Origin of the sequence: Candidatus Phyllobacterium onerii, from assembly GCF_028331445.1 — a bacterium.
In the GTDB taxonomy this organism is placed as follows: Bacteria; Pseudomonadota; Alphaproteobacteria; order Rhizobiales; family Rhizobiaceae; genus Phyllobacterium; species Phyllobacterium onerii.
This window is the reverse complement of record NZ_JAQMHX010000011.1, coordinates 109,275-135,155: the sequence shown is the minus strand read 5'-3', so window position 1 is coordinate 135,155 and position 25,881 is coordinate 109,275. Positions and strand designations below refer to the sequence as shown.

Here is a 25,881-nt window from a genome sequence, read left to right as displayed (position 1 = left end):
ACAAAAGGCTGAAGCAATTCCAGGAAAAGTGGGAACCGGTTTTCCGTCCGGAATTGCGTCAAAACAAAAGGCTGAAGCAAATTCCAGGAAAAGTGGGAACCGGTTTTCCGTCCGGAATTGCGTCAAAACAAAAGGCTGAAGCAAATTCCAGGAAAAGTGGGAACCGGTTTTCCGTAGAGACGAAGAACCAGAAAAACGAGGGCCGATATGAGTATTCATGCGAAAGCCGAGGGCAAGACACCGCTGCTTGAATCGATGCCAGCCATGCAATCGGATGGTGCAGGCGGATGCCCGATGCGCGAGGTGCTGGATATTGTCGGCGACTCCTGGAGCCTCTTGACGCTGATCAACCTGCAGTCCGGACCGCGCAGGTTCAACGTGCTCCGCCGCATGATAGAAGGCATTTCGCAGCGTATGCTTACCGTGACGTTGCGCTCGCTCGAGCGCGATGGTCTTGTCAGCCGTACTGTCAAGCCGACGTCGCCGCCGGAAGTGACCTACGCCTTGACCTATATCGGCCATTCGATTGCCGTGCCGGTGGGCGCACTCGGCGAATGGGCTGCTGCCAACCGCGATCACTTGCGCGCGGCGCGCAAGGCGTTCGATGAAGCACGCGCGGATTAGTTGGCAACGTCGATGCCGATTATCTCCCCCCTTGTGAGGGAGAAAGGATTTTCTTGAGTTTAGCCCTTGCTAAACTCCTAGAAAATCCAAGAGAGGGGATTTGAGATCAAACTACCCTATCCCCTCTCTGGCGATTTCTAGCACTTAGCAAGTGCTAAGATGTTGAAATCGCTTTCTCTCCCACAAAGGGGAGAGATAATCTGCATGAACGTTTGAGCTTTGCTGGAACCCCCATCCGCCGGTTGCGTTTCTTCACCTGTGCAACATTTCTCAGGGAGAATGACAATGCCTGCAAAATCCCAGGCCCAGCAAAAGGCGGCTGGTGCGGCGCTTTCTGCAAAGCGCGGCCAGACCAAGAAGAGCGAGCTCAAAGGCGCGTCCAAGGGGATGTATGAATCGATGAGCGAAAAGCAACTGGAGGAATTCGCAGAAACCGATCGCAAGAACCTTCCAAAGAAGAAGTCAACCAAACACTGATCGGAATTCAAATTCGAGGCGCCGCTGCTACTGGCAGATGCGCGCCTCACATCTTCTTCCATGACAGCCGAGATCGAGATGCAGGTTGCCCTGATGGGCAGCATCGCCGTCCGGACCAATCACCGTCATGAAGCGGTCGCAACTTGCCTTGTGCAGAGCGCGCCAGAATGTCTGTTCCTCCGGCTTGCCCCTCCAGCCTGAACCAAGTTCCGTCGTTTTGCCGTTCTTGAACTTGAAAGAGACGATATCGACAGCGTTGGCGAAGGCGTGTTCTGAAACGCGGCCTTTGTGGCCATTATTGACCTTGCGGCACTGATAGTCGGAGCCGGTGGTGATGCTTTCGATCTCTGCACCAAAATTTGCCTGTGCATCTTTTTGCACCTCGACTACCCACGTCGCCAGTGATCCTGCCATCGCGCAATTCGTGGTGATCGGCGCCGCCAGTTTCACCGGATTGTCCTTGCCAATGGCCGTGATCTTCAATGGCGAACGCTCGCCGCACATACCCTCGGACAAGGGCGGAACGAGTTGGCCTACAACCTCGCCGTTCAGAAGGGCGGGGCAGGCATTCTGATAGACCCGATCGGGCGAGACCGAAGGATCTGCCTTTTCGACACTTTCCTCATGATCGGGCTTGTCGTCGGCATCCTGCGTGGGCAGCGGGTTCGGGCCAAGCTGCTCAGCCGGTTTCGGTGGCTCCTTGGGTTTCTCCGTCGATTTTACTTCGGGCGCGGGCTTCTGCTCGGGAACGGGCGTCGTTTGGGGATCCGCTTTCTGTATTTCGTCGGCAGGCTTTTCCTCCGGTTTCGGCGTTTCCGGCGCGGCTGCGCGAGGATTGTCCTGCGGCAATGGCGGGACGACCGGCAAGGGAACCGCTGGCGCGGCCGGCGGACGAACAACCTTTGCCCGGTGTCCGCGTCTGTGCCGCGCATCCGCATTGTCGCTGGAACTGATAAGGACGGTGCTTGCTATAATGGCTGTGAGGGATAGAAGGACGAATGTCGAGCAACGCGATTGCCGCGAGAATAGGGTCATTACCGGCTCTACTCCTGTTGAGCGTCCACCCTAACGTTTGAAATGTGGCATCGGTTTCAAATTATATGATCCGCTGAAACATGCGGGTCTAGGGGCGCAACGCCATTTGCAGACCGTCAGAGTGTGAATACCAACTTGACATCATGAAACCTTCACACTAGAAGCCACCCCAGCGCAGGGCTTGAAAGAGCTCTGCGTTTCATTTGACGTGTCCCGTGAGTGATCTCGCAAAGCGTGCGTGGGTCATTCTGTCAGTCTTCGAAAACGGAAGGCAGAGGAGGGCGCGTTTCCTTGAACCCGGGTTCTAAACCCAGGTTCGGTTTGTTTGAAAGGAAATGCGATGAGCAAGCGCGAATCGTCCAAGTATAAAATCGACCGCCGTCTTGGCGAAAACATCTGGGGCCGTCCGAAGTCCCCGGTCAACCGTCGTGAATATGGCCCCGGCCAGCACGGCCAGCGCCGCAAGAGCAAGCTCTCCGATTTCGGTGTGCAGCTGCGCGCAAAGCAGAAGCTCAAGGGCTTCTACGGCGATATTTCGGAAAAGCAGTTCCGCAAGACCTATGAAGAAGCCGCTCGCCGCAAGGGCGATACCGGTGAACAGCTCATCGGTCTGCTCGAGTCACGTCTGGATGCGATCGTGTACCGCGCCAAGTTCGTTCCGACGATCTTCGCAGCGCGTCAGTTCGTCAACCACGGCCATGTCAACGTCAATGGCCGTCGCACAAACATCCAGTCCTACATCTGCAAGGCTGGCGATGTGATCGAAGTGCGCGAAAAGTCGAAGCAGCTCGTGATCGTTCTGGAAGCCGTTCAGCTGGCTGAACGCGATGTTCCTGAATATCTCGAAGTTGATCACAACAAGATGGTTGCCAAGTACAACCGCGTTCCGGCCTTCTCCGATGTGCCTTACGCTGTACAGATGGAACCGAACCTGGTTGTCGAATTCTATTCGCGTTAATCAGATCGAAGTTTTAGAAAGAGCCGCCGGAGAAATCCTGGCGGCTTTTTTGTTGTCCCAATCGGAGCCCAGAAATGGCTGATCTTCAGGATGTCGTCGACAGCGTCTATCACGATCTTTCCAGCCGCATCGGCGAGGGCAAGCTTGCCGACTATATTCCGGAACTCGCAACAGTCGATCCGAAGCAGTTCGGTATTGCGCTGGTCACTGTCGACGGGCAGATCCATACGGCAGGAGACGCCGAGACGGCATTCTCGATTCAGAGCATCTCGAAAGTATTTACGCTGACCCTCGCGCTCGGCAAGATCGGCGACGGGTTGTGGAAGCGCGTCGGACGCGAACCCTCCGGCAATGCCTTCAACTCCATCGTCCAGCTCGAGCAGGAAAAGGGCAAGCCGCGCAATCCCTTCATCAACGCCGGAGCGATTGCGGTCGCCGATGTGGTTCTGGCCGGGCATTTGCCCAAGGAGGCGATTGGCGAGATCGTGCAGTTCATCCGGCATCTCGCCGATGATGAAACCATCGCCATCGATCAAAACGTCGCCCGCTCGGAGACGCAGACCGGCTACCGCAATGTGGCGCTCGCCAATTTCATGAAAGCCTTCCGCAATCTCGATCATCCGGTAGAACACGTGCTCGGCGTCTATTTCCATCACTGCGCCATCGCCATGTCGTGCCACCAACTTGCGCACGCCGGGCTTTATCTCGCTTCGGCCGGGCGCAATCCGCTCAATGGCGGCAGCGTGGTTTCGGCAAGCCGTGCGCGCCGTATCAACGCGCTCATGCTGATGTGCGGACACTATGACGGCTCGGGCGATTTTGCCTATCGTGTCGGACTGCCGGGCAAGAGTGGTGTTGGCGGTGGCATTCTTGCCATCGCCCCCGGCAAAGCCTCGATCGCGGTCTGGTCACCGGGTCTGAACGAAGTCGGCAATTCGCAGCTCGGCTCGGCGGCACTGGAGTTACTGGCGCAGCGCACTGGCTGGTCGGTATTTGGACATTAGAGTGTCCACCTTTCCGTCATCCTCGGGCTTGACCCGAGGACCCACATTGTCCTGGATATACGGTAAGCCCTGCAGCGATGCGAATGTCGCCATGGGTCCTCGGGTCAAGCCCGAGGATGACGGAGAGAGGCGCGGCGATTAAAGCAAAAACTGAAAAGGTCTAGAACCTCTTGCGTTCCAGCCACTACCTTGTCAATGAAAGCGCCATGAGGTGTTCACATGACCATTCATGACCAGGAATTGACCGACGTTGCCGGCTGCCACCCGATGTTTCTCGGCGTGCCATCCAGTGTGGAGTTCAACAAGCTGCGCAAGCGGCTGCTGCGCAACACGCGGCAGGCGCTTGAAGATTTCGCCATGGTCAAGCCGGGTGAGCGCTGGCTCGTCGGGCTTTCCGGCGGCAAGGATTCCTATGGGCTGCTGGCGTTGCTGCTCGATCTGAAATGGCGCGGTATGCTGCCGGTGGAACTCCTCGCCTGCAATCTCGATCAGGGCCAGCCGAATTTCCCCAAGCACATCCTTCCGGATTTTCTCAAAGCAAACGGCATCGAGCATCGCATCGAATACAAGGACACCTATTCGATCGTCACGGAGAAGGTGCCGGAAAACCAGACCTATTGTTCGCTCTGCTCGCGGCTCAGGCGCGGTCATCTCTATCGCGTGGCGCGGGAGGAGGGCTGCTCGGCGCTGGTGCTCGGACATCACCGCGAGGATATCCTCGAAACCTTCCTGATGAACCTTTTCCACGGCGGGCGCCTTGCTGCCATGCCGCCGAAGCTGCTCAATGACGAGGGCGATCTCATGCTGCTGCGCCCGCTGAGCTACTGTGCCGAGGATGATCTGGAGAAATTTGCCGCGGCCATGCAGTTCCCGATCATTCCGTGCGACCTGTGCGGTAGTCAGGATGGGCTGCAGCGCAACATGATGAAGGCGATGTTGGCCGATATCGAAAAACGCATGCCCGGCCGCAAGGAGATCATGATACGCGCGCTGGCAAACACGCGCCCCAGCCACCTTTTGGATCGCAAGATTTTTGATTTCGCCGGGCTGATGGCGGGTTAAAATCAGCGCTTTTTCGAAATCAGGGGAATAGTTTTACGATGGCCGCGATGGCGGCAATCGTCGCCACGGATGTTCCGAAGAAAAGTGCACCCATCCGCACCGTAAGACGAAGCGTCAGCAGCTCCAGCGCGATGTTCAGATCAGATTTGGTTACCAGTTCGGGCATGATGAAATCCCTTGCGGCTTCTGCTTGCGCCTTGGCGTGGGCGGGACTGATTCCGCCCTGTTCCAAGCGTATCGCATAACCCAGAGTATCAAATGAAATTGCCATAGTCAGCCCTTCAAGATACCCGAATGTTAGGCGACAGGTTGGATGCCAGCAATTCAACCAAAGTGCTACATGGCCAGCTGCGGAATACTAAATCGGCTTGTTGTGCGGCTGGAACAGCTTGCCTCTTTCAGCGATCAGCACAAACACCAGCCCGATCAGCGACAGCACGAAGAACCCGGTGACCAAGGGCAGGGTTGTGCCGTTATAAGCTTGGCCGATCACCGCGCCGATGATGCCACCGCCGGCCGTACCCATGAAGCCGAGCACTGACGATGCCGTGCCGGCCACGTGCCCAAGCGGTTCCATCGCCAGCGAATTGAAGTTGGAGCCGATCCAGCCGAACTGGAACATCGCCAGCGAAAACAGCAGAAGATAAAGCACGAATGGTGTCGGCTGCGGCCCGAAAAGCGTCAGCAGCAGCCACACGCCATTAATCGTCATGAAGGCAAGCAGCGCCCCATGCGACAGACGCCGCATGCCAAAACGGCCGACGAAGCGCGAGTTCATGAACGAAGAAAACGACATGGTGATCGCAACGACGGAGAAGGCCAGCGGGAACCATACGCCGAGATGATAGATCTCGACATAGATCTGCTGCGCCGAATTGATGAAGCCGAACATCGCGCCGAAGATGAACGCACTCGCCAGCGCATAGCAAAAGGCGACCCGGTTGGTCAGCACGATCTTGAATGCGCGGGCAACCGACACGATGGTGAATGGACGCCGATCGGTCGGGTCCATCGTCTCTGGTAGGCGCAAATACATCCAGATCGCGACAGACGTTGCCATCAGCGCCATGAAGATGAAGATCAGCCGCCAGTCACCGAACAGCATGACGACCTGACCCGTCCCGGGCGCAATAACCGGCACGATCATGAATACCATCATGATCAGCGACATGGCCTCGGCCATCTGCCGGCCGCCATAAACGTCACGCACGATCGAAATGGCGATGACGCGGGTAGCAGCGGAGCCGATGCCCTGCAGTGCCCGGAAGAACAGCAATGCGCCGAAGCTCGGGACAAAGACACACGCCAGCGCCGAAGCGATATAAATGATCAGGCCGCAGAAAATCGGCACCTTGCGGCCAAAGCGATCCGATAGCGGGCCGAAGAACAGCTGTGCCACCGAGAAGCCGAGGAGATAAGCCGAAATTACATATTGCCGATGATTTTCACTGCTGATGCCAAGCGCTGCGCCGATCTGCTGTAAAGCCGGCAGCATGACATCGATAGCCATGGAATTGACCGCCATCAGCATCGCCATCAGGCTGATGAATTCGACTTTACCCATTCCCTGGAGGCGTGAGGGAGCGGTATTGGCGGAGGCATCCATTTCAGAGTGCTTTCTGGATTTGAAAAACAAACAAAGACAAAGGCGTCGGAACGGCCGACGCCTTTAACATGGAGATTCCGGATGCAACCGGAACCAATTGGAATTAAAGCGTAATCAGGCGGCCTTGGTGGCAACGCCCTTTTCGCTGAGGAGAGCCTGCAGTTCACCCGCCTGGAACATTTCGCGGATGATATCGCAGCCGCCGACAAATTCACCCTTCACATAAAGCTGCGGGATAGTCGGCCAGTTGGAATAGTCCTTGATACCCTGGCGCAGTTCATTGGAAGAAAGAATGTTCACGCCTTTATAGTCGACACCGACATAATCAAGGATCTGAACGACCTGACCTGAGAATCCGCATTGCGGAAAGCCGGGGGTGCCCTTCATGAAAAGCACGACGTCGTTGCTCTTGACTTCATTGTCGATGAATTCGTTGATACCGCTCATTTAAGGTTCCTTTCGCGGCCGCGAGGGAGGAATCACGGCCAGAAAAACGCTTTGAGGCCAATCTACCTCAATTCTTTGCCCAGAAAAAGCACGATGGGCGCGTGAACGCAAGTAACTTGTCTATTAGTTGGGAGTGCGGGGCTCGACAATCAATGCCGATTATCTCCCCCTTTGTGGAGGAGAAAGGATTTTCCTGGGTTTAGCCTCTTTGCTAAATCCTTGGAAAATCCAAGAGAGGGGGTATCAAGATGATTGCACATCCCCTCTCAGGCGATTTCTAGCACTTAGCAAGGGCTAAGATGCTGAAATCGCTTTCTCTCCCACAAGGGGAGAGATCATCGGCATCGACGCTTACGTAAATTACTCCGGCGCGCTGGTCTGCAGGGCGAGGGCGTGAAGTACCCCGCCCATGTTACCCTTCAGCGCATCATAGACCATCTGGTGCTGCTGAACGCGCGACTTGCCGCGAAAGCTTTCCGCGACGACTTCGGCGGCATAATGGTCGCCATCGCCCGCCAGATCGCGAATGGTAACTTTCGCATCCGGGATGGCGTCTCGAATCATTTTTTCGATGTCGCGCGCGTCCATTGCCATGTCGTTCTCTCCTCAGGCGGCCTGTGTTTTTTCGTCCGCCTGACCACTCATATAGTCAGGGAACCACGATTCGTGGGCTTTTGTCAGGTCCTCAACAGATATGGAGAGCAGGCGTCCAATCGTCAATGTGTTGCCGCCGACTGTACCGACGTTGCGGAATGGAACGCCGGAACCTTCCGCGTTGAGCATAACGAGTTTTGCCATGTCAGGGGCAACCGCCACGACGTAGCGGCCCTGGTCCTCACCGAACAGCAGCGCATGCGGCGCGGTTTCGCCGATTTCCACATTCGCACCTTTGCCGGAGGCCATGCACATCTCGCTCAAGGCTATCGCAAGGCCGCCATCGGAAAGGTCATGGCAGGCGGTCACCTGACCGTTGCGGATGGCGGAGCGGATGAAGTCGCCATTGCGCTTCTCGACCGCGAGATCGACGCTAGGAGCAGGGCCGTCTGCCCGCCCATGCAGATCGCGAAGATAGATCGACTGGCCGAGATGCGTCCCGTCGCCGCCGACAAGGATCAGCACATCGCCGTCGCGCATGCCGCCGATCTTGGCGGTCTTCGTCCAGTCCGGGATGAGCCCAACACCGGCGATGGTCGGGGTTGGCAGGATCGCCTGGCCATTGGTCTCGTTATAAAGCGAGACATTGCCGGAAACGATAGGGAAGGCCAGCGCGCGGCAGGCATCGCCGATGCCGCCGATGGCCTTTACCAACTGGCCCATGATCTCGGGTCGTTCCGGATTACCGAAATTGAGGTTGTCCGTTGCGGCCAGCGGTTCTGCACCCACGGCGGTCAGGTTGCGCCAGCATTCCGCCACCGCCTGCTTGCCGCCTTCATAGGGGTCCGCCTCGCAATAACGCGGCGTCACATCCGACGAAAAGGCGAGCGCCTTGCTGTGATGGCCTTCGACACGCACCACACCGGCGTCTCCGCCCGGTACCTGCAGGGAGTTGCCCTGGATCAGCGTGTCATATTGCTCGTAGACCCAGCGGCGCGATGAAAGGTCGGGCGAATTGAGCATTTGCAGCAGCGCCGCGCCATAATCCTCGACCTCGGGCACATTAGCGGCAGGCAGCGGGGCGTGCTTGCCCGGCTCCATCCAGGGCCGGTCATACTCCGGAGCCTGATCGCCGAGATCCTTGATCGGCAGATTGGCGACTTCATCGCCGTCATGCAGCACGCGAAAGCGCATATCGTCGGTCGTATAGCCGACAATGGCGAAATCCAGCCCCCATTTCTTGAAGATACCCTCGGCCTCTTCCTCTTTTTCCGGGCGCAGCACCATGAGCATACGCTCCTGGCTTTCGGACAGCATCATTTCGTAAGCCGTCATGCGCTCTTCGCGGACCGGCACGGAGTTGAGATCGAGTTCGATCCCGAGATTGCCCTTGGCGCCCATTTCCACCGCCGAGCAGGTGAGGCCGGCGGCACCCATGTCCTGAATGGCGATGACGGCGCCCGAAGCCATCAGTTCCAGAGAAGCCTCGAGCAGGCATTTTTCGGTAAAGGGATCGCCCACCTGTACGGTCGGGCGCTTCTCCTCGATGGATTCGTCAAATTCGGCCGAAGCCATGGTTGCACCGCCAACGCCGTCGCGTCCGGTCTTGGCTCCGAGATAGACCACCGGCAGGCCGACGCCCTTGGCCTCGGACAGAAAGATCGCATCGGTCTTGGCAAGGCCCGCGGCAAACGCGTTGACCAGGATATTGCCGTTGTAGCGCGCGTCGAAATTGACCTCGCCGCCGACCGTCGGCACGCCGAACGAATTGCCATAGCCGCCGACGCCTTCGACCACGCCGGAAACGAGATGCCGTGTCTTCGGGTGCGACGGTTCGCCGAAGCGCAACGCGTTCATCGCCGCAATCGGCCGCGCGCCCATGGTGAACACATCACGCAGGATACCGCCGACGCCGGTCGCGGCACCCTGGTACGGCTCGATATAGGAAGGGTGGTTGTGGCTCTCCATCTTGAAGACCACGCAATCGCCATCGCCGATATCGACGACACCGGCATTTTCACCCGGACCCTGGATGACCTGCGGTCCCGTGGTCGGCAGCGTCCGCAGCCACTTTTTCGAAGATTTGTAGGAACAATGCTCGTTCCACATGGCGGAAAAGATGCCAAGTTCGGTGAAGCTCGGCTCGCGCCCGATCAGATCGAGGATGCGCTGATATTCGTCCGGCTTCAGCCCGTGTGAAGCCACGAGTTCCGACGTGATCTTGACAGTATTGGAAATGGTCATGGGTCCTGGAATATCCATACATGGGAGAGCTTTTGGCCTTCTTTAGCTTATGTAGTGCTGCGGCGCGATAGGAAAAAGGACTGAATCAACAGAGAGGGTCGCGGCTCGAAGGTTGGGGCGCTTGTCGGGGCCGGCCGCCCGGCGTAACGTCACCCTCACAAGCAATAAAATGGGTTCAAGGGGATTCAAATGACGGGCAGGCTGGCAGGCAAGGTGGCAATCGTTTCCGGTGGAGCGACAGGCATGGGCGGTGCGGCATCGAAACTTTTCGCTGCCGAGGGCGCGAAAGTGGCGATCGTCGACCGCAACGAGCAGGCGGCTGCTAGTACCGTGGCGGAAATCACGGCGGCTGGCGGTGTCGCGAGCTATTTCGTCGCCGACGTTTCTGATGAGGCACAGGTGCAAAAGGCCGTTGCCGGTGTTGCGGAAAAATATGGCAATGTCACCGTTCTCTTCAACCATGCGGGTACCATCGTCATCAAGCCGTTCCTCGAGACGACGGTGGAAGAATGGGATTGGCTGCACGCGGTCAATGTGCGCTCCATGTATCTGATGACGCGCGCAGTCATCCCGCACATGCTCGACGCTGGCGGCGGTTCGATCGTCTGCACCTCGTCCATTTCAGCTGTGGCGGCAACGCCGATGGAAGTTCTCTACGATACGACCAAGGGCGCCTGTCACATGTTCGCGCGGGCCATCGCCGTCGAGTTTCGCGACCGCAATATTCGCTGCAACGCCGTCTGCCCGGGGTTTATCCGTACACCGCACGGTTTGCGCGAGGTGGATGAATTGCAAAAGCAAGGCGTGGATGTCTCGGACGAGGCCATGATGGCAGCGCAGGGGCGCATTGGTGAGCCGGAAGAAGTAGCGCGCGCCGCACTTTTCCTTGCCAGCGACGAGGCGAGCTTCATCACCGGCACGCACCTGTTTGTCGATAATGGATTTACAGCAATCTGAACAAAGCGTTTCTGCAACTGGAAGTTGGCGCTTCCCCGTGCAACACTGCATTTGGGTCACCGGACTTTACGGGCTTCGACAGCCCGGCATAGGAGGAATGCAATGACGGTTTTCCTGATCGCCGACGTTAAAATCACTGATGACAAATGGGTGCCGGAATATGCAGCTGTCGTGCATGACATAGCAGCGAAACATGGCGGCAAATATCTTTCACGCAGCGGTAATATCAAAGTGCTTGAAGGTAAGCCGCTGGAGACGACGCTCATCGCACTTATCCAGTTTCCGGATGCGGATGCCGCGATGGCCTTTGCAAATGATCCGGAATACGCTCCTCACGGCAAGGCGCGCCAGGAAGGCAGCGAAAGCCGCTTCCAGCTCATCGACGATACCGATATCGCCGGGACGATCCCGTATTTGGGCAAGGGGTGAGGAGGCAATTCTCAAGGGCAGATGCCGTTTAGCGCCTCCTTCTCCGTCATCCTCGGGCTTGACCCGAGGACCCACGGCAAAGGAGGGCAAGTGTTTCCGCTAACTCGACTTTGTCCAGCAGGATATCGCAGGGAAGCTGCTCTTCATTGACTGACTTCTTATCTGGAAACCGTCACGCCCGCTCAATTCACAGCGCTGCTTTGCCGTGGGTCCTCAGGTCAAGCCCGAGGATGACGGAGAGAGAGTCGCTTCACCTTAACGGAGGGCGGGGTACCTGAAGTTGACGAAGAAGCTAGCGTCTGATCACGTGCTTCGGTCTTGCGAAAAGCAATTTCGATCTCTGGACCAATTTCTTCGTACGCATGTCGAAATGCGGGATCGGCATTCCAGCGTTCTTTCAATGTTTAAAAGGAATGGTCATTGCATGAACTCAAAAAAGTAAAATGAATTTGCTGCGGAATCAGGAAGATTATAATTGATACTAATTCCATGTGCGTGGTTCGACAAGCTCACCATGAGGAGGTGGGAGATTGCAGGGAGTTAATTTCTGCAACGTTGGCGTTTATCTTTACAGCCACCAATCTCCCTCATGGTGAGCTTGTCGAACCACGCACATGGCATTGACCTCAAGTGCGGGTTCAACCTCGCTTGCCAATTAACCTATCTCAAGAATAACTGTCATAACTCGCGTTATCCGTTTCCATTAGCCGGCGTAGAATGCTGAAGCCTTGAACCACCTCATCGCGCGTTTCCGGCACCGTCAGTCCGAGGCGCACGCGGTGGAACACTTTCTCTGTGCGGCCCGGTTTGAATTCATCCTCGTCGTCGACCAGCACGCCTTCATTCAGTGCGGCGCTTTTAAACGTGCCTGAAAGCCATGGGTCAGGCAATTTCATCCACAAAAACGGCGAAAGCGGCTGCGAGGTGAACTCCATGCCCGCGAAGACCGAGCGTGCAATCGCTTCCCGCGCAGCGATCTCGGTTTGGACCTTGCCGCGGATCGTGTCGGCTTCGCCTGAATTGACCAGTTGGGCGCCGAGTTCAGCCATGATGAATGGCATGCCGCCGGTGACCATCTTGTGCGCCGTGTGGACACGCGCCGCGAGGTGCGGAGGGCAGGCGACCCAGCCGCCGCGCACACCTGCAGCCACGGATTTCGACAGGCCGCCGATATGAAATGTCCGCTCCGGCGCGAGATCTGCGATCTTGATATGCTCGTGCCCCATCACCGACCCGTAAATCTCATCCTCGATGATCCAGACATTGTGCCGCCGCGCGATCTCGACAATCGCCCGGCGATGATCCTCCGGCATAGTCGTTGCGGTCGGGTTGTGTAGCGACGGCATGAGAAAAACCAGCTTGGGATGCTGCTGCGCGCAGAGCCGCTCGAAATCGTCCGGCGTCGCGCTGCCATTGTCCGTGTGCAGGATGATGCTGCGCCGCCCCATGAGATTGACGCTGCGCGCTGCCGAGCAATAGGTCAAATCCTCGAAAGCGACCCTGTCGCCAGGAACTGTTATCGCCGCTATCACCGCGAGAATTGCCGAATGCGCGCCGAGTGTCGGCACGATGGACGCCGGTTCCGGCACCCAGCCTGCGCCGGACAGCCATTTGCTTCCCGCCTCCTGCCACGATGCGGGAAGGGTGCGGGAATAGCTCGACATCTCGCGCGGGAATTGTCGGGTGATCTGCGCCAGCAGCTGTTCCATTGCGGCGGACTGGCCGACCTCGATTGCAGCCGTCGAGTCCATGCGAATCTTGCCGGGCGTCGCCACCGGACCGCGCGTGCCGCCAAATGGCTCCGTGTGCGGCGCCGCCTGAACCAGCGCGGCCTCCTTGTGATCCGTCACATAGGTGCCGCGCCCGACTTCGCCGCTGACCAAACCACGCTCGCGAATGAGATTATAGGCGCGGCCGACCGTTCCTATCGTCACCCCGATATCGAAGGCGAGATTACGCTGCGGCGGCAGTTTGGTGCCGGGCGCGAGAATGCCCCCGGCAATGTCGGTTTCGATGCGGTCGGCCAGCTGCAGATAAAGCGGGCCTTTTCCGGGTTCAAGTTCAGGGAGCCAATTTGTCATGGTAACAATTATTATATTGCGCTTCCAATTGAGTCAATTCATATAACAATCGCACGAAAAAGAGTCAATTTGACCTCCCAAGGACAATGACAATGAGTACAATAGATACAATTAGAAGGTCTGGTGGCGCCGAAAGCCACGCGGCACGTTCTCAGAACAGCGGATTGTTGCACACGGCATCCGCACTGATCGGCTGGTTTGGCAACGCCATGACGAAGCGCCGGACGCGCATGCATCTCAGCGAGCTCAGCAATGATCTGTTGAACGATGTCGGTATTGAACCCGCGGAAGCGCGTCGCGAGATCAAGCGATTCTTCTGGGATTGAGGCGCTCTTGCGATGGGGGGTGCCAATACCGATATGAAAGGCGATCGCTCGTCACATGGAGGCGAATATGGGTCCTATCTACATAGATCCTGGCAGTTCGGCCTGGTACCACCATTCCAATACGACTTGCTTACCCGCGTCATGCGTTGGCTGGAAAATGCAGCCGTGAAGCGGCGAACGAGACTGGAGCTTGGATCGCTCGGTGATGACGGGTTGAAAGACCTCGGCTTGACGCGCGATCACGTGGAAGCGGATCTCGAAAGGTATTATTCCTGAGGTTATGAGGCCGGCGCACTGCGCACGGCCTCAGCCATTTTTCATCCGCTGGCCGAGCAGGATGTCTGCCCGCCCGCCCACCGCCGCACATCTCCGGCGATACGATTTCCGGCGGAATTGCTCATGAGCGGACCGAAGGCTTCGACCTTCGCCGGGTTGCCTTCCGCATGCACGACGAGAAGCGGGCGTCCGCCCGGATTACTCGCGGGGACGACGAGGATGCGCGGGCGGCCCGAATAGGAATTCAGTTCCGGCGCCAGACGATACGGCTTGAAACTTGAATCGCCCGATTTGAACCAGCAATTGTTGGCAGCGATCGCCACGCGCTCCATCGTTGGCAACGCGGCTTTTTCCGATGAGAAGGCCAGAGAGCCCGGCCCGGGTTTGCCTTTCGATTGACAACCGGCAAGGACGCCGAGCGAAATTATTACGGCGATTGCGATCGTCGGCGTCTTCATGCGTATTTTCTCCGGTCTGGAATTTAAGCGGACTCGAGCTCACCCTGGAACACTTTGAGCCCGTCGGTCATTTCGTACCAGACCAGCGATAGCACCGGATCCTGAATAATCAGTTGCTGAAGCGCATCGAATTTCGGGTAGGGATCGAGCAGATCCTCGCGGCCGGAGATGACACGGAAATTGTTGAAGACGAAACGTGTCGGCGTTAGCCAGGCATCGGCCAGCGTCATCTGATCGCCCAGCGCGTAGGGGCCATTGCCAATGCGCTTTTCAATCTCGGTCAGGCCAATTTCCATCTGCTTGAACAGCTTGCTGATACGCGCATCATCCTTCGACTTCCTGAAGAACAGTTCGAAAAGCTCCATCACTGGCGCCAGCACCTCGAGTTCGGCTGTGCGAGCAGTCATTCGTACAATGGCCCTGTCGCGGGAATCTGCCGGGAGCAGCGCTGGTTCGGGGAAATGTTCTTCCAGATATTCGGCGATCACCGAGGCTTCGACGATGGTGAGGCCTGAGCCGGTGATCAGCACCGGTATGCGGTTGAACGGCGAAATGGCGCGGAATTCTTCCGGGATCGGAAATCCCGAGGGCGGCGCGACGATCTTGATGGGAGCTTGTTTGTAGTAGGCGATGCAGCGGATGATGGAGGAATAGGGGGATAGCGGCCGCGAGTAGAGTTTCATTGGTGGTTCCTCCATTAAGCGCAGTTTTTGCTGTCCGCAGACACTGCTTCGGTCGAGCCTATAGCAATGCCCGCAGAGATCAAGGAAGACATCGTTTTTCGGGTCCGTCAGCTAAGCCAACGTATCAAAGTTGCGAGAGAAACTTTGCAAAAACCATCGAACCCTCCGGCCAGGGGCCATGCCCGGATTCCGAATTGAGATGGCCGCTGTCACCGGCATCGATGATCATCGAACCCCATGATGCGGCGAGTTCGTCGGCGACCTCGTAGGAGCAATAGTGATCGTTGCGGCTGGCGACGACGATGGATGGAAATGTAAACGGCTCCAGCGGGTAGGGGCCGAAGGTCATCAGATGTTTCGGCCGGATCTTCGGGTTGGAAACATCCGGCGGCGTTACCAGAAACGCGCCTTTGACCTTGTCGCCGATCTCGGGGATAGCATGGATGAAGGTCGGCACGCCAAGCGAATGCGCCACCACGACCACCGGGCGCGTCGCGGCATCGATCGCCTTGACCACCTCGGCCACCCAATCCTCGCGCACAGGTTTCGTCCACTCCGCCTGCTCGACGCGGCGCGCGGTGGAAAGCTTTGTCTCCCAGCGCGTCTGCCAGTGATCGGGGCCGGAATTGGTATAGCCGGGAACGATGATAATATCGGTATCTTTGACTTTCATGCGCCGTATTTAGGAAAAATGGCGGTGGTGCGCAATATGGGGCGTGTGATCGGCTTTAATTGAAGCAACCTGCTTAAACTTTAGGCGAATTGTGGTTCCGTTTTAAAAGTCATACTTTTGAAAGTCATACTTTTAAACGGGAGGATTTTCATGAAGTATTTGAGAATGTTTTTTACCACCGCATTGGTTTGTCTCGCGGCCTGCAATGGCTCTGACCATTCGCCGAAACAGACATCGGAGGCAACGTTTCCCGACCCGGCAATGATCTGGGCGGATGCCGAAGCCGCCAAGGCCAAAGCCGTTTTGACGGACGAACTGAACAAGCTCAAAGGCGAGATATCTTCCGCGCAGGCCAATCTTGACCGTCTCAAGGGTGAGGGCCGTGTCTCATCAGCAGCTATCGTGGAAGCAGAACGCAAATTGGAAGTAACCAAATCCAGCTTCGCACAGCTTGCCCGCAACACCGCCGCCGCACTCGAAAAGCAGGGGCGGCTGGCCGATGCCGCGACACTGCTTGAGGTCGCCGGGTTGAGCGAGGAGGGTGCCACCATGCGCGCGAAGATTGCCCCTGTCGTGGCCGCGCCTTACGAACCATTTCCGACCCTTTACAAGGTTCGATTTCCGGACGGCACGAAAGCCCTGCCGGCACCGAAGATCCCGCCGATGGGTTGGAACGCCTGGAACACGTTTCAATGCAACGTCAGCGAAACGATGATCCTCGAAATTGCCGATACCATCGTCAAGAACGGCATGGCAAATGCGGGTTACAACTACATCAATCTGGACGATTGCTGGGAAGGGAAATCGCGTGACAAGAACGGCAAGCCGACGACAAACGACAAGTTCCCAAGCGGGATCAAGAGCCTGGCGGAAAAGATTCACGCAAAGGGCTTGAAAATCGGCATCTATACTTCGTTCGGCGCCGTGACATGTCAAAACTATTTTGGCAGTGCAGGCTATGAAGAGATCGATGCAAAGACCTATGCCGAATGGGGTATTGATTATGTCAAATATGATGACTGTTCGGGACCAAAGGACCACGCACGAGCCGCGATAATGCGCGACGCCTTGGCCAGAACGGGCCGGAATATGTCCTATAGCATCCATATCTTCGATACTGAATCGAATTACGATGAGAAGGGTGATCGTCCGCAACTCGATATACCCGGACTTGCGCACATGTCGCGCGTCGCTGACGATGTGACCGATGTCTTTGATAACCGCCGGTCAGACCACCAGAGCCCAGAGCTGAAATCGGTCATGAGAGTACTCGAACTCGGCGCGGCCGTGGCTGGCTATGCAACGCCGGGCTTCTGGAATGATTTCGACATGCTCGAGGTTGGCAAGCTGCCGCAACCGGAGGAGAACAAGACACACTTTGCCATGTGGGCAATGATGGCGAGCCCGTTGCTTGCAGGCAACGATATTCGCACCCAAACGCCGGAAACGTTGAAAACCCTTACCAACAAGGACATCATTGCGGTCAATCAGGATCCGCTGAACATTCAGGCAGTCCAGGTTCGTGAGGACACAGCCGGATTGCAGGTCTGGAACAAGCCGCTCGTTGCCATGGGTGAACGCGCAGTGGCACTGCTCAACCGCAGTGCCCAGCCGGCGAAGATCACCGTCGCATGGACCGACCTTGGACTTGAGGCAGGTCCTGCGAAACTGCGCGATCTTTCCAGCCAGAAGGACCTCGGCACTTTCGACAAGGAATACAGCGCAACAATACCTTCCCATGGCGTATTGGTGCTGAAAGTGCAGGGCAAGGAGTTTGCCTTTCCAAAGGGCGAAAGCGCTCTCAGCGATCGGCCCTGGGTCTATCATATCAATGGTTGGGGTCCCGCCGAAAGGAACATGTCCAATGGCGAGGACAAGGCGGGTGACGGAAGCAGACTCAATGTTGGCGGAACCGAATTTGCGAAAGGGTTTGGTGTGGCCTCTCGATCCCATCTCTATTTCCGTCCTGGTGGAAAGTGCACGCAGCTCTCGGTCAGTGTCGGCGTCGACAAGCAGTATTTCTCCAAACCTCCCAGTGACCGGAAGGGATATGGTAATGTTGCGTTCGAAATTTGGGGCGACGGGAATCTCCTGGCCAATAGCGGTGTAATGACGCCCAACGATCAGTCCAAATTGTTGAAAGTGGACCTGCGTGAGGTCCAGACGTTACGGCTCTTCGTAAAACCCGGGGACGACTACAAATCCTTTGACTATGCCGATTGGGTCAATCCAGTGATTGAATGCCAGTAGGAACGTACAATCAGCCGGTGCCTGTTTCCCTTGTGATGGGAGGCAGGCACAAGCAGCTCTACCCTGCAGACCTGCGCAGAACCCGGATTGCGGTGTATGAACGCACAATTTTTCTCGGCGCTGTCGGCAAATGCCACTGGCGAACGTCTTTAACGCATAACGGCAGCGTTGAAGGAGACTAAACATGAGAAAGATCATTACTGGTGCTTTTGTAAGCCTCGACGGTATCATGCAGGCACCAGGTGGCCCGGACGAAGACCCAACAGGCGACTTCAAATATGGCGGCTGGGTTGCCCCCTATTTTGACCAGGCAGGAGAAGAGGCCGTGGGGGAGATGTTTGCCAAGCCTTTTGATCTTCTGCTCGGCCGGAAAACCTACGACATTTTTGCCGCCTATTGGCCCTATGTCGACGCCGGCCATCCGATCGGCCCCTTGTTCGACCGCGTCCACAAATATGTTGCGACCCGCAATCCAGACCTGAAACTTGACTGGCAGAACAGCCAAACTCTGGGCCCGGATGTGGTCGCGGCAGTCACGAAGCTGAAAAGCGAGCAGGGGCCGGATCTGTTGACCCAGGGCTCCACCGATTTCCTGCAAACCCTGTTCAAAAATGGCCTGGTCGACGAGATGAACATTTTCATGTTTCCACTCATATTGGGGAAGGGCAAGAGGCTGTTCAGCGGCCATGCCTCTCCCGGCGCTCTGAAACTCGTTTCGTCAAAGGTCTCGGGCACCGGCGTCACAATCAACAAATACGTGCGCGCGGGCGACATTGTCACTGGCTCGTTCGGAGCGGAACAGCCGAGCGAGGCAGAGTTGGCGCGGCGTAAAAACCTGGCGTGAACCGTCCAGTCGTGCCGTCATCGCCGAACGGCAACGCTTGAGCTGTTAAACGCTGGGTCTATCGCACCTTGATGGCTGTATTTCCTGGAGTGGCTGTTGCCTGGCTTGCTGAATGCGTGTCCAGGCGGCTCGCCGATTTATAGGACCGTAGTGAGGGCCAAGTTGTAGCCCTCATGTTGCAAGTCCGCAGGTTCGAGCTCAATACAGAGCGAATATTTCGCTGGTCGTGAATGTAAGGGCGACGATACTCACCGAGCCCATCAGAAAAAGCATTAACCAAAGCGTATCCATCTTATCCACGGCTTCAATCCTTCGTCAGATGTAAGCTCACAAGGAGCGGTCGTGAGTACGGCAATAGCAATGTCGACCCACGATCACAGTAGCGAGACAGAGATGGATGCTCCATCATGCGCTGGTTTGCCTGAGTTATACTTTGGTCTGATATCCACGGGCCAACCGGGCAGGAATAGCGAATAAATGCGAAACGTTCATAAGGACGCCGACGGCAATTCTTGACGCGTTGGCTGCCCCAGAATTCAGACCTTCTCCTTCTTTTTCACCGGGGTTTTCTTTGTTGGTTCATCCGGTTCGTCCGATTTGGGGGTCAACAGCTTTCGCAGTTGGCCAATCTTGTCTTTCACCAATGGACGAAAACGGGACGCACGGTAAGGCATGTCGGCGGCACCATAACCCTCGGGGCCGTCATCATTGCCGCGGTGGATTTCCTCGACTTTGATGCCGAGGAATTCGCCATCGACGTAGTGCTGGTACATGCCAATCCAGCGGATGGTGTAGATTTGGCCTTTTCGGATGATTTGGTCGATGCTGACATTCTTGAATTTGTCGTCGATACAAACGACTTTCTGTCCGACATAAAAGTCGTTCATAATATTACCCTCGCCGCGTGAGACTGGCACTCATTTTAGGCCGTAAACTCAAAGATGCCATGATGCAATACCCGCTGTCTGGCGATAGTAAGGCCGCTCCGCTGCGAAGTCTGGGCGGCCTCGCACTGGCAGGTCGGTGACAGATGACGACAGTCGATGCCGGTTATCTCTCCCCTTGCGGGAGAGAAAGGGTTTTCTTGGATTTAGCACTTGCTAAATCCTTTGAAAATCCAAGTGAGGGGATTTGCAGCGAATGATTTGAAATCCCCTCTCTGGCGATTTCTAGCACTTAGCAAGGGCTAAGATGCTGAAATCGCTTTCTCTCCCGCAAGGGGAGAGATAATCGGCATCAGCCTTTGCAGAGACTCTTCACTCGCAAACAACGCCAATGCTAACCTTCATCCGATTCCAGTTCTGGGAGGAATGACGCAACCATGACGATATTGGTGACAGGCAGCTCCGGCCATCTGGGCGAGGCGCTGGTGCGCACATTGCAGGGCAGAGGTCGCGAGGTCGCCGGGCTTGATATCGCGGCGGGCCCGTTCACCACCCATGTCGGTTCGATAGCCGACCGGCCTTTCGTCGAACGCTGCATGGCGGGTATCGAGACCGTCTTCCATGCGGCCACGCTGCACAAGCCGCATGTCGGCACGCATGCGCGGCAGGATTTCGTCGATACCAATATCACCGGTTCCTTGAACCTTCTGGAAGAAGCGGTGGCGGCCGGCGTCAAATCCTTCATCTATACCAGCACGACGAGTGTCTTTGGCGATGCGTTGGTCCCGCCGCAAGGTGTGCCTGCCGCCTGGATCACCGAGGATGTGCGGCCTGTCCCGAAGAACATCTATGGGGTGACCAAAGCGGCAGCCGAAGACCTTTGCCAGCTGTTTCATCGCAACCAGCGCTTGGCGACGATGGTGTTGCGCACCTCGCGGTTTTTTCCGGAAGAGGACGACGATAAGGGCGTGCGAAGCGGCTTTGCCGATGAAAACACCAAGCTGAACGAGTTTCTCTATCGCCGGGTGGATATCGAGGACATCGTCAGTGCGCATCTTCTGGCGGCCGAAAAGGCGCCGGCACTCGGCTTTCGCCGCTATATCATCAGCGCGACGACACCGTTTACAGCAGACGATCTGGCTGATTTACGCACCGATGCCCCGCGTGCCGTGCAGCGCCGTGTGCCCGAATACGCGGCCGAGTTTGCGCGGCGCGATTGGAGAATGCTTCCAAGCATCGACCGCGTCTACGTCAATGAGCGGGCGCGAACCGAACTCGGCTGGCAGCCGAAATATGATTTCCGGTATTTGATCGGGCGGCTGGCTCGCGGCGAGGACACACGCAGTCCCTTGGCGCGCTTGATCGGCACAAAAGGCTATCATGCGCGGAGCTTTACCGAGGGGCCATATCCGGTCGAATGAGCCAAGGGCGAGCGGCCCTGCCTCCCTCATGGGGCGTTTCTGCATTGCTTAACATATTGATATTACAGCGAAGTTAAATATTTATTTTTAGTGCCGCTGCTTGTCCCAATGGATATTCTTGTATTTGGCCGCCAGCGGCTCGTTCAGATACCACCGGATATGAATTGCCGCCGCGCTACATCAAGCTTGTTCACATCGAATCTCCAATCATTGGAGTTGAAGCGCTGGCGCTGGCGCGGATCGAAGTGGATGAAAACCATCATCGGCTTATGCGGTTGGTTGAGACGGTCGCTCAAAGATGGCTTTGATCGCCATCATCGATCCGTCCTTCTTTCGAACGAGCATCTTCATAAACAAGCGTGAATCCACGATCTCGAAGAATGCCCTGAACGGTGAACCCGCCAGATAGCCAGCGTCCCTGCTCCAATGGCCGTTCGCAGATGCCGACCTGGATGAGTCCGAGACATTTTGGGCAGTGGCGTTCCATCCATTATTCGCATTAACACTGAGCAATGCGCCCGCGAATTTGAATTCAACTGCGCAGGTTCGGCATTCGCCAGCGGTAGAAGCAATCTGCTGCCACTTACCTTCGAATGATGTGCCGCCGGCATGGGCGGCGCTTATTTGCAATGCGATGTATGTGAAGGATATCAATAGACAGCGAACCATTCTTCAAACTCCGTTGGGCGTAGCCAGCTTAAAGCGGTCTGTTTCCAAAAGGCGTTGCGAAAATGCCAAGCATTTTACCGATATGTAAGATTGTAGCAGGCGGCGACGCGGTTAGACGGCATTTTACGAGCGCCCTCATGGTGAGCTTGTCGAACCACGTAAAACAGTGGTGCGTGGTTCGACAAGCTCACCATGAGGGGCCTTGTGCTGTAAACAATCTCCCTCGGTGGGTTCAGTATTTGTGAACAAGCTGTTCGCTCGTGCCGGGCTTGTTTCGAGCCTCGATAAATCCGACGTTAGCAACAACGAAACTGATATGTTGCGAGGGGATGGGTATGAAGCTCACGCGCCGGAATGTGGTTGTTGGCGCTGCCGCCCTTGCTGTATCGACGGGAAGTTCCCGCGCGGAGACAAAAATGGACAAGATTTCCTTTGCAGCAACGGCGCCGACGCACGTGTCGAAGGTTGGCATCAAGGCCAGGGATGCCGATGCGCTGGCGAAATATTATGAGGACGTTGTTGGCCTGCGCGAGATTTCACGCAAGGGCCAGTCGGTCATTCTAGGTGCGGGCGAAACGCCGCTGCTCGAGATCGAGCAGGCCTCGGCCATCCGTGCCGATGATCCGCACAGCGCCGGCCTCTACCACACGGCTTTTCTCTTGCCGGCCCGCGCCGATCTCGCCCGCTGGGCCCGGCGGGCAATTGACAAGCGCACGCCGATCGTCGGCGCTTCCGACCATCTGGTCAGCGAGGCCATCTATCTGACCGATCCGGAAGGCAACGGCGTTGAAATTTATGCCGACCGTCCGCATGAGAGCTGGAAGTGGAACGGCTCATCCGTGCAGATGGGCACCGAGGCGCTCGACGTTGGCAATCTGCTCGGCGAACCCGGCAACGAGGTGCCTTTCGACATGGCTCCTGACGGGACGATGGTTGGCCATCTGCACCTGCGTGTCGGCAACGCCAAGGAGGCCGAAAGCTGGTGGCAGGATGAGCTCGGGTTGCAGACGGTTGCCGGGTTTGGCGGCAGTGCGGTGTTTATGTCAACCGGCGGTTACCATCACCACGTCGCCGCCAACTCCTGGCAAAGCCGCGGCGCCGGGCGCCGCGACAATGATCGCTCCGGATTGGCCTGGGCCGAGTTCAGCTCCGCCGATGCCAAGGACGAACGCGAGATCGTTGACCCCTGGGGCAATGTCATCAGGATCGTTCCGGCAAAGGGTTAGTTGGCGCTTACGCGACGTCCTTCGTCCTGGATCCATCTCTCCGTCATCCTCGGGCTTGATCCGAGGACCCACGGCTGAGCAGCGCTATCGTGTCGTGCTCCCACGGAATCCAGCCGGACGATTTCTCGGTGATAAGCTGCCTCACCATTTTTCAATAACTGGACGCCGCCACAATGGTGGATATCGCCTCGCTCCTTTGCCATGGGTCCTCGGGTCAAGCCCGAGGATGACGGACAGGCAGGTATTTGATGATAAAGCGAGAGCTCCGTACCCGCCGTCACGGCGTTTCAACCAATCAAACGTCAGCGCGCGCAAAATCCCGGTAAAATTAATCGAACGCTCGTTCAATTAATTTCGTGAACCATCCCGTTCTTACTGGCGGTTTTTCGCTGTTGCACCTGATGTAACCGCTATTTGGGCGGGTGAATTACGCAACTTCGTCCGATTCACATTCAGGAATGTTCAATTCCTATGCAAGAATCCTCGAATCCGGAATGCTTTTATCAATCTGGGGCTTTAATCTAGTTGCTGCCGGTTGAGCCAAACACGCGTCTGAAGATCGTATCGACGTGTTTGGTATGATAGCCGAGGTCGAACTTCTCGCGGATCGTCGCTTCGGGCAGGGCAGCCCGAACATCGGCGTCGGCGAGCAGTTCTTCGAGGAAATCGGCCCCGTGCTCCCAGACCTTCATGGCGTTACGCTGCACCAGACGGTAGGAGTCCTCGCGGGAAACCCCGGCCTGCGTCAGCGCCAGAAGCACTCGCTGCGAGTGGATCAATCCGCGGAACTTGTTCATGTTTTTCAACATGTTATCCGGATAGACCAACAGCTTTTCGATGACGCCGACCATACGCGCCAAGGCAAAATCGAGGGTGATTGTCGCGTCGGGGCCGATCATGCGCTCGACCGACGAGTGCGAAATATCGCGTTCGTGCCACAGGGCTACATTTTCCATCGCCGGCAGCGCAAAAGCGCGAACCATGCGGGCGAGCCCGGTCATGTTCTCGGTCAACACCGGATTGCGCTTGTGCGGCATGGCCGATGAGCCCTTCTGGCCTGGCGAAAAATACTCTTCCGCCTCCAGAACCTCGGTGCGCTGCAGATGGCGGATCTCGACGGAGAGGCGCTCGACCGACGATGCGATGACACCAAGGGTTGCAAAGTACATGGCATGGCGATCACGCGGGATCACTTGTGTCGAAACCGGTTCTGCCTGCATTCCCAATGCCTTGGCGACATGTTCTTCCACGCGCGGGTCGATATTGGCGAAGGTACCGACAGCGCCGGAGATAGCACAGGTTGCAATCTCCGCGCGTGCGGCGACGAGACGACTACGGCAGCGTTCGAACTCGGCATAGGCCTGCGCCAGCTTGACGCCGAAGGTCGTCGGTTCGGCGTGGATGCCATGGCTGCGCCCGATGGTGACCGTGTCCTTGTGCTCGAAAGCGCGCTTTTTCAGCGCTGCCAAAAGGTTGTCCAGATCGCTCAGAAGGATATCGCTGGCACGCATCAACTGCACATTGAAACAGGTGTCGAGCACGTCCGACGAGGTCATGCCCTGGTGAACGAAACGCGCGTCCGGGCCAACGATTTCGGCTAAATGTGTAAGGAAAGCAATGACATCGTGCTTGGTCTCGCGCTCGATCTCATCGATACGATCAATGTCGAAAGTGGCTGCGCCGCCCTTTTCCCAGATGGTTTTGGCCGCTTCCTTCGGGATGACGCCAAGGTCCGCCAGCGCGTCGCAGGCATGCGCCTCGATTTCGAACCAGATGCGGAATTTCGTTTCCGGGGACCAGATGGCGACCATTTCGGGACGCGAATAGCGCGGGATCATATGTTTTCCTGTCGTTTTAGGCTTTAAACGCGGTCTATCAGAGGTGGGGCGATCACTCAACGCGCCATTTGGCGACTTTTCACACTATCGTTGCTGGGTGACTGCCAGCCAGCGATAGTCGGGGCCTTCGAATCCTGTGCCGCGCACCGCAATCATCACCGCAATTACCGGTTTCCCGCCGTCCGGATATAGGGTCTGGACCGCGCCGATACTATAGCCGAGCGGACAGCCGCGACTGGCCGGAACGGAGGCGTCTTCGTGGAGCATTTCGGGCTTGGCGTCAGTCTTGTCTTCAAGCAGCGTCAGGCGGAAGCCCTTGATTTCACCCAGATTTTGACAGGTTTCACTCGGCGGGACGGCGATCTCTTCAAGCTGTATCGTCAGCGCTGCGTCAATCGCGGGAAACACGAATCGCGGGTTGATTTTGACCTTGAACGGATCAGCCGAAAGCTCCGTGACAGGGTTCGAAGCTACCGCATTGCCGGCATTGGCGCGCAATTCTTCATCGCTGAGCGATGTCACGCCTTGTGCATCGCGGCCGACCTTGTCGCGAGCGTTTTCAAGTGACGAATTTTCGTCGTCGAGCCTGACCCGAACCGGCGTTTTGGCCAGAAACTTGTCGGTTGCCGTGTCGATATAGAACCGGTTGGCGTAGGGGAAACCAGAGCCATCCTGGACGCCATATTCCTCGAAGGCGAATGTGCCGCCATCCTTGGAAAAGCCAATGATATCAAGCTTTGCAGCGTCTCCGGCCCATGCCGCGACTGGCGAAGACGCAACGACAAGGCTAAGAAAAACGCGGCGTAATATCATTG

The 25,881-nt window shown here is 56.9% G+C and carries 26 protein-coding genes; 13 read left to right on the top strand and 13 right to left on the bottom strand.

The features are described from left to right. Nucleotides 1-207: 207 nt before the first annotated feature. Nucleotides 208-624, top strand: coding sequence for a winged helix-turn-helix transcriptional regulator (locus tag PHA01_RS22390; protein ID WP_271898550.1), 417 nt, complete (start codon nt 208-210; stop codon nt 622-624). Nucleotides 625-909: 285 nt separating this feature from the next. After that, entirely contained in the window at nt 910-1,101 is a 192-nt protein-coding gene (locus tag PHA01_RS22385; RefSeq protein ID WP_112528379.1) for a DUF3008 family protein, read from the top strand. 27 nt (nt 1,102-1,128) lie between these two features. Here PHA01_RS22385 and PHA01_RS22380 read toward each other — a convergent pair whose 3' ends face one another. After that, nucleotides 1,129-2,136: an extensin-like domain-containing protein gene (locus tag PHA01_RS22380; protein ID WP_271898549.1), complete on the bottom strand. Its 1,008-nt coding sequence runs from the start codon at nt 2,134-2,136 to the stop codon at nt 1,129-1,131. A 340-nt stretch (nt 2,137-2,476) separates the two neighbouring features. Between PHA01_RS22380 and rpsD the strand changes: the two genes are divergently transcribed. The 3 genes from rpsD to ttcA all read left to right on the top strand — a co-directional run bounded on the left by rpsD (nt 2,477) and on the right by ttcA (nt 5,160). Beyond that, nucleotides 2,477-3,094 carry a 30S ribosomal protein S4 gene (rpsD, locus tag PHA01_RS22375; RefSeq protein WP_112528375.1) on the top strand — a complete coding sequence of 206 codons (618 nt, stop codon included), beginning with the start codon at nt 2,477-2,479 and terminating at the stop codon, nt 3,092-3,094. A 74-nt stretch (nt 3,095-3,168) separates the two neighbouring features. Next, complete coding sequence (locus PHA01_RS22370; RefSeq protein ID WP_271898548.1) at nt 3,169-4,098, top strand: glutaminase; 930 nt, start codon at nt 3,169-3,171, stop codon at nt 4,096-4,098. 219 nt (nt 4,099-4,317) lie between these two features. After that, the gene (ttcA, locus tag PHA01_RS22365; RefSeq protein WP_271898547.1) at nt 4,318-5,160 is read left to right on the top strand and encodes a tRNA 2-thiocytidine(32) synthetase TtcA; all 843 of its coding nucleotides are present in this window, start codon (nt 4,318-4,320) and stop codon (nt 5,158-5,160) included. 19 nt (nt 5,161-5,179) lie between these two features. Here ttcA and PHA01_RS22360 read toward each other — a convergent pair whose 3' ends face one another. The 5 genes from PHA01_RS22360 to purL all read right to left on the bottom strand — a co-directional run bounded on the left by PHA01_RS22360 (nt 5,180) and on the right by purL (nt 10,051). After that, the gene (locus PHA01_RS22360; protein ID WP_271898546.1) at nt 5,180-5,431 is read right to left on the bottom strand and encodes a hypothetical protein; all 252 of its coding nucleotides are present in this window, start codon (nt 5,429-5,431) and stop codon (nt 5,180-5,182) included. Nucleotides 5,432-5,518: 87 nt separating this feature from the next. After that, complete coding sequence (locus PHA01_RS22355; RefSeq protein ID WP_271898557.1) at nt 5,519-6,724, bottom strand: multidrug effflux MFS transporter; 1,206 nt, start codon at nt 6,722-6,724, stop codon at nt 5,519-5,521. A gap of 156 nt (nt 6,725-6,880) precedes the next feature. Further along, nucleotides 6,881-7,213 (bottom strand): Grx4 family monothiol glutaredoxin, encoded by a 333-nt coding sequence (gene grxD / locus PHA01_RS22350; RefSeq protein WP_112528367.1) that lies wholly within the window; start codon nt 7,211-7,213, stop codon nt 6,881-6,883. Between the two features lie 360 nt (nt 7,214-7,573). Continuing rightward, nucleotides 7,574-7,807, bottom strand: coding sequence for a BolA/IbaG family iron-sulfur metabolism protein (locus PHA01_RS22345; RefSeq protein WP_099998651.1), 234 nt, complete (start codon nt 7,805-7,807; stop codon nt 7,574-7,576). A gap of 12 nt (nt 7,808-7,819) precedes the next feature. Continuing rightward, on the bottom strand, nt 7,820-10,051 hold the full coding sequence (purL, locus tag PHA01_RS22340) for a phosphoribosylformylglycinamidine synthase subunit PurL (protein ID WP_271898545.1): 2,232 nt from the start codon (nt 10,049-10,051) through the stop codon (nt 7,820-7,822). A gap of 189 nt (nt 10,052-10,240) precedes the next feature. Here purL and PHA01_RS22335 point away from each other — a divergent pair, with 189 nt between their 5' ends. Both PHA01_RS22335 and PHA01_RS22330 read left to right on the top strand, forming a co-directional pair. Continuing rightward, nucleotides 10,241-11,008, top strand: coding sequence for an SDR family NAD(P)-dependent oxidoreductase (locus PHA01_RS22335; RefSeq protein ID WP_271898544.1), 768 nt, complete (start codon nt 10,241-10,243; stop codon nt 11,006-11,008). 102 nt (nt 11,009-11,110) lie between these two features. Then, a complete protein-coding gene (locus tag PHA01_RS22330) occupies nt 11,111-11,437 on the top strand; it encodes a DUF1330 domain-containing protein (RefSeq protein WP_112528361.1) in 327 nt (108 codons plus the stop codon). Nucleotides 11,438-12,102: 665 nt separating this feature from the next. On the opposite strand, the gene PHA01_RS22325 is transcribed toward PHA01_RS22330, so the two are convergent. Then, nucleotides 12,103-13,518: an aminotransferase-like domain-containing protein gene (locus tag PHA01_RS22325; RefSeq protein WP_271898543.1), complete on the bottom strand. Its 1,416-nt coding sequence runs from the start codon at nt 13,516-13,518 to the stop codon at nt 12,103-12,105. A 92-nt stretch (nt 13,519-13,610) separates the two neighbouring features. Between PHA01_RS22325 and PHA01_RS22320 the strand changes: the two genes are divergently transcribed. Next, a complete protein-coding gene (locus PHA01_RS22320; RefSeq protein ID WP_271898542.1) occupies nt 13,611-13,844 on the top strand; it encodes a DUF1127 domain-containing protein in 234 nt (77 codons plus the stop codon). 12 nt (nt 13,845-13,856) lie between these two features. Beyond that, nucleotides 13,857-14,120: a DUF1127 domain-containing protein gene (locus PHA01_RS22315; protein WP_271898541.1), complete on the top strand. Its 264-nt coding sequence runs from the start codon at nt 13,857-13,859 to the stop codon at nt 14,118-14,120. A gap of 41 nt (nt 14,121-14,161) precedes the next feature. On the opposite strand, the gene PHA01_RS22310 is transcribed toward PHA01_RS22315, so the two are convergent. The 3 genes from PHA01_RS22310 to PHA01_RS22300 all read right to left on the bottom strand — a co-directional run bounded on the left by PHA01_RS22310 (nt 14,162) and on the right by PHA01_RS22300 (nt 15,934). After that, complete coding sequence (locus tag PHA01_RS22310; RefSeq protein ID WP_271898540.1) at nt 14,162-14,578, bottom strand: hypothetical protein; 417 nt, start codon at nt 14,576-14,578, stop codon at nt 14,162-14,164. 23 nt (nt 14,579-14,601) lie between these two features. Further along, nucleotides 14,602-15,261, bottom strand: coding sequence for a glutathione S-transferase family protein (locus PHA01_RS22305; RefSeq protein WP_271898539.1), 660 nt, complete (start codon nt 15,259-15,261; stop codon nt 14,602-14,604). Nucleotides 15,262-15,385: 124 nt separating this feature from the next. Then, the gene (locus tag PHA01_RS22300) at nt 15,386-15,934 is read right to left on the bottom strand and encodes an RBBP9/YdeN family alpha/beta hydrolase (RefSeq protein ID WP_112528352.1); all 549 of its coding nucleotides are present in this window, start codon (nt 15,932-15,934) and stop codon (nt 15,386-15,388) included. Nucleotides 15,935-16,084: 150 nt separating this feature from the next. Here PHA01_RS22300 and PHA01_RS22295 point away from each other — a divergent pair, with 150 nt between their 5' ends. After that, complete coding sequence (locus PHA01_RS22295; RefSeq protein WP_271898537.1) at nt 16,085-18,184, top strand: NPCBM/NEW2 domain-containing protein; 2,100 nt, start codon at nt 16,085-16,087, stop codon at nt 18,182-18,184. A 184-nt stretch (nt 18,185-18,368) separates the two neighbouring features. Further along, entirely contained in the window at nt 18,369-19,028 is a 660-nt protein-coding gene (locus PHA01_RS22290; RefSeq protein ID WP_271898536.1) for a dihydrofolate reductase family protein, read from the top strand. A 536-nt stretch (nt 19,029-19,564) separates the two neighbouring features. Here the strand turns inward: PHA01_RS22290 and PHA01_RS22285 are convergent. After that, nucleotides 19,565-19,918, bottom strand: coding sequence for a CAP-Gly domain protein (locus PHA01_RS22285; protein WP_271898556.1), 354 nt, complete (start codon nt 19,916-19,918; stop codon nt 19,565-19,567). 431 nt (nt 19,919-20,349) lie between these two features. Between PHA01_RS22285 and PHA01_RS22280 the strand changes: the two genes are divergently transcribed. After that, nucleotides 20,350-21,333 carry an NAD-dependent epimerase/dehydratase family protein gene (locus PHA01_RS22280; RefSeq protein ID WP_271898535.1) on the top strand — a complete coding sequence of 328 codons (984 nt, stop codon included), beginning with the start codon at nt 20,350-20,352 and terminating at the stop codon, nt 21,331-21,333. A 1,085-nt stretch (nt 21,334-22,418) separates the two neighbouring features. After that, a complete protein-coding gene (locus PHA01_RS22275) occupies nt 22,419-23,228 on the top strand; it encodes a VOC family protein (RefSeq protein ID WP_271898555.1) in 810 nt (269 codons plus the stop codon). 521 nt (nt 23,229-23,749) lie between these two features. On the opposite strand, the gene purB is transcribed toward PHA01_RS22275, so the two are convergent. Together purB and PHA01_RS22265 are read right to left on the bottom strand one after the other, a co-directional pair. Then, the gene (gene purB / locus PHA01_RS22270; protein WP_271898534.1) at nt 23,750-25,066 is read right to left on the bottom strand and encodes an adenylosuccinate lyase; all 1,317 of its coding nucleotides are present in this window, start codon (nt 25,064-25,066) and stop codon (nt 23,750-23,752) included. 84 nt (nt 25,067-25,150) lie between these two features. After that, nucleotides 25,151-25,879 carry a DUF2259 domain-containing protein gene (locus tag PHA01_RS22265; RefSeq protein WP_271898533.1) on the bottom strand — a complete coding sequence of 243 codons (729 nt, stop codon included), beginning with the start codon at nt 25,877-25,879 and terminating at the stop codon, nt 25,151-25,153. Between the last annotated feature and the right edge of the window lie 2 nt (nt 25,880-25,881).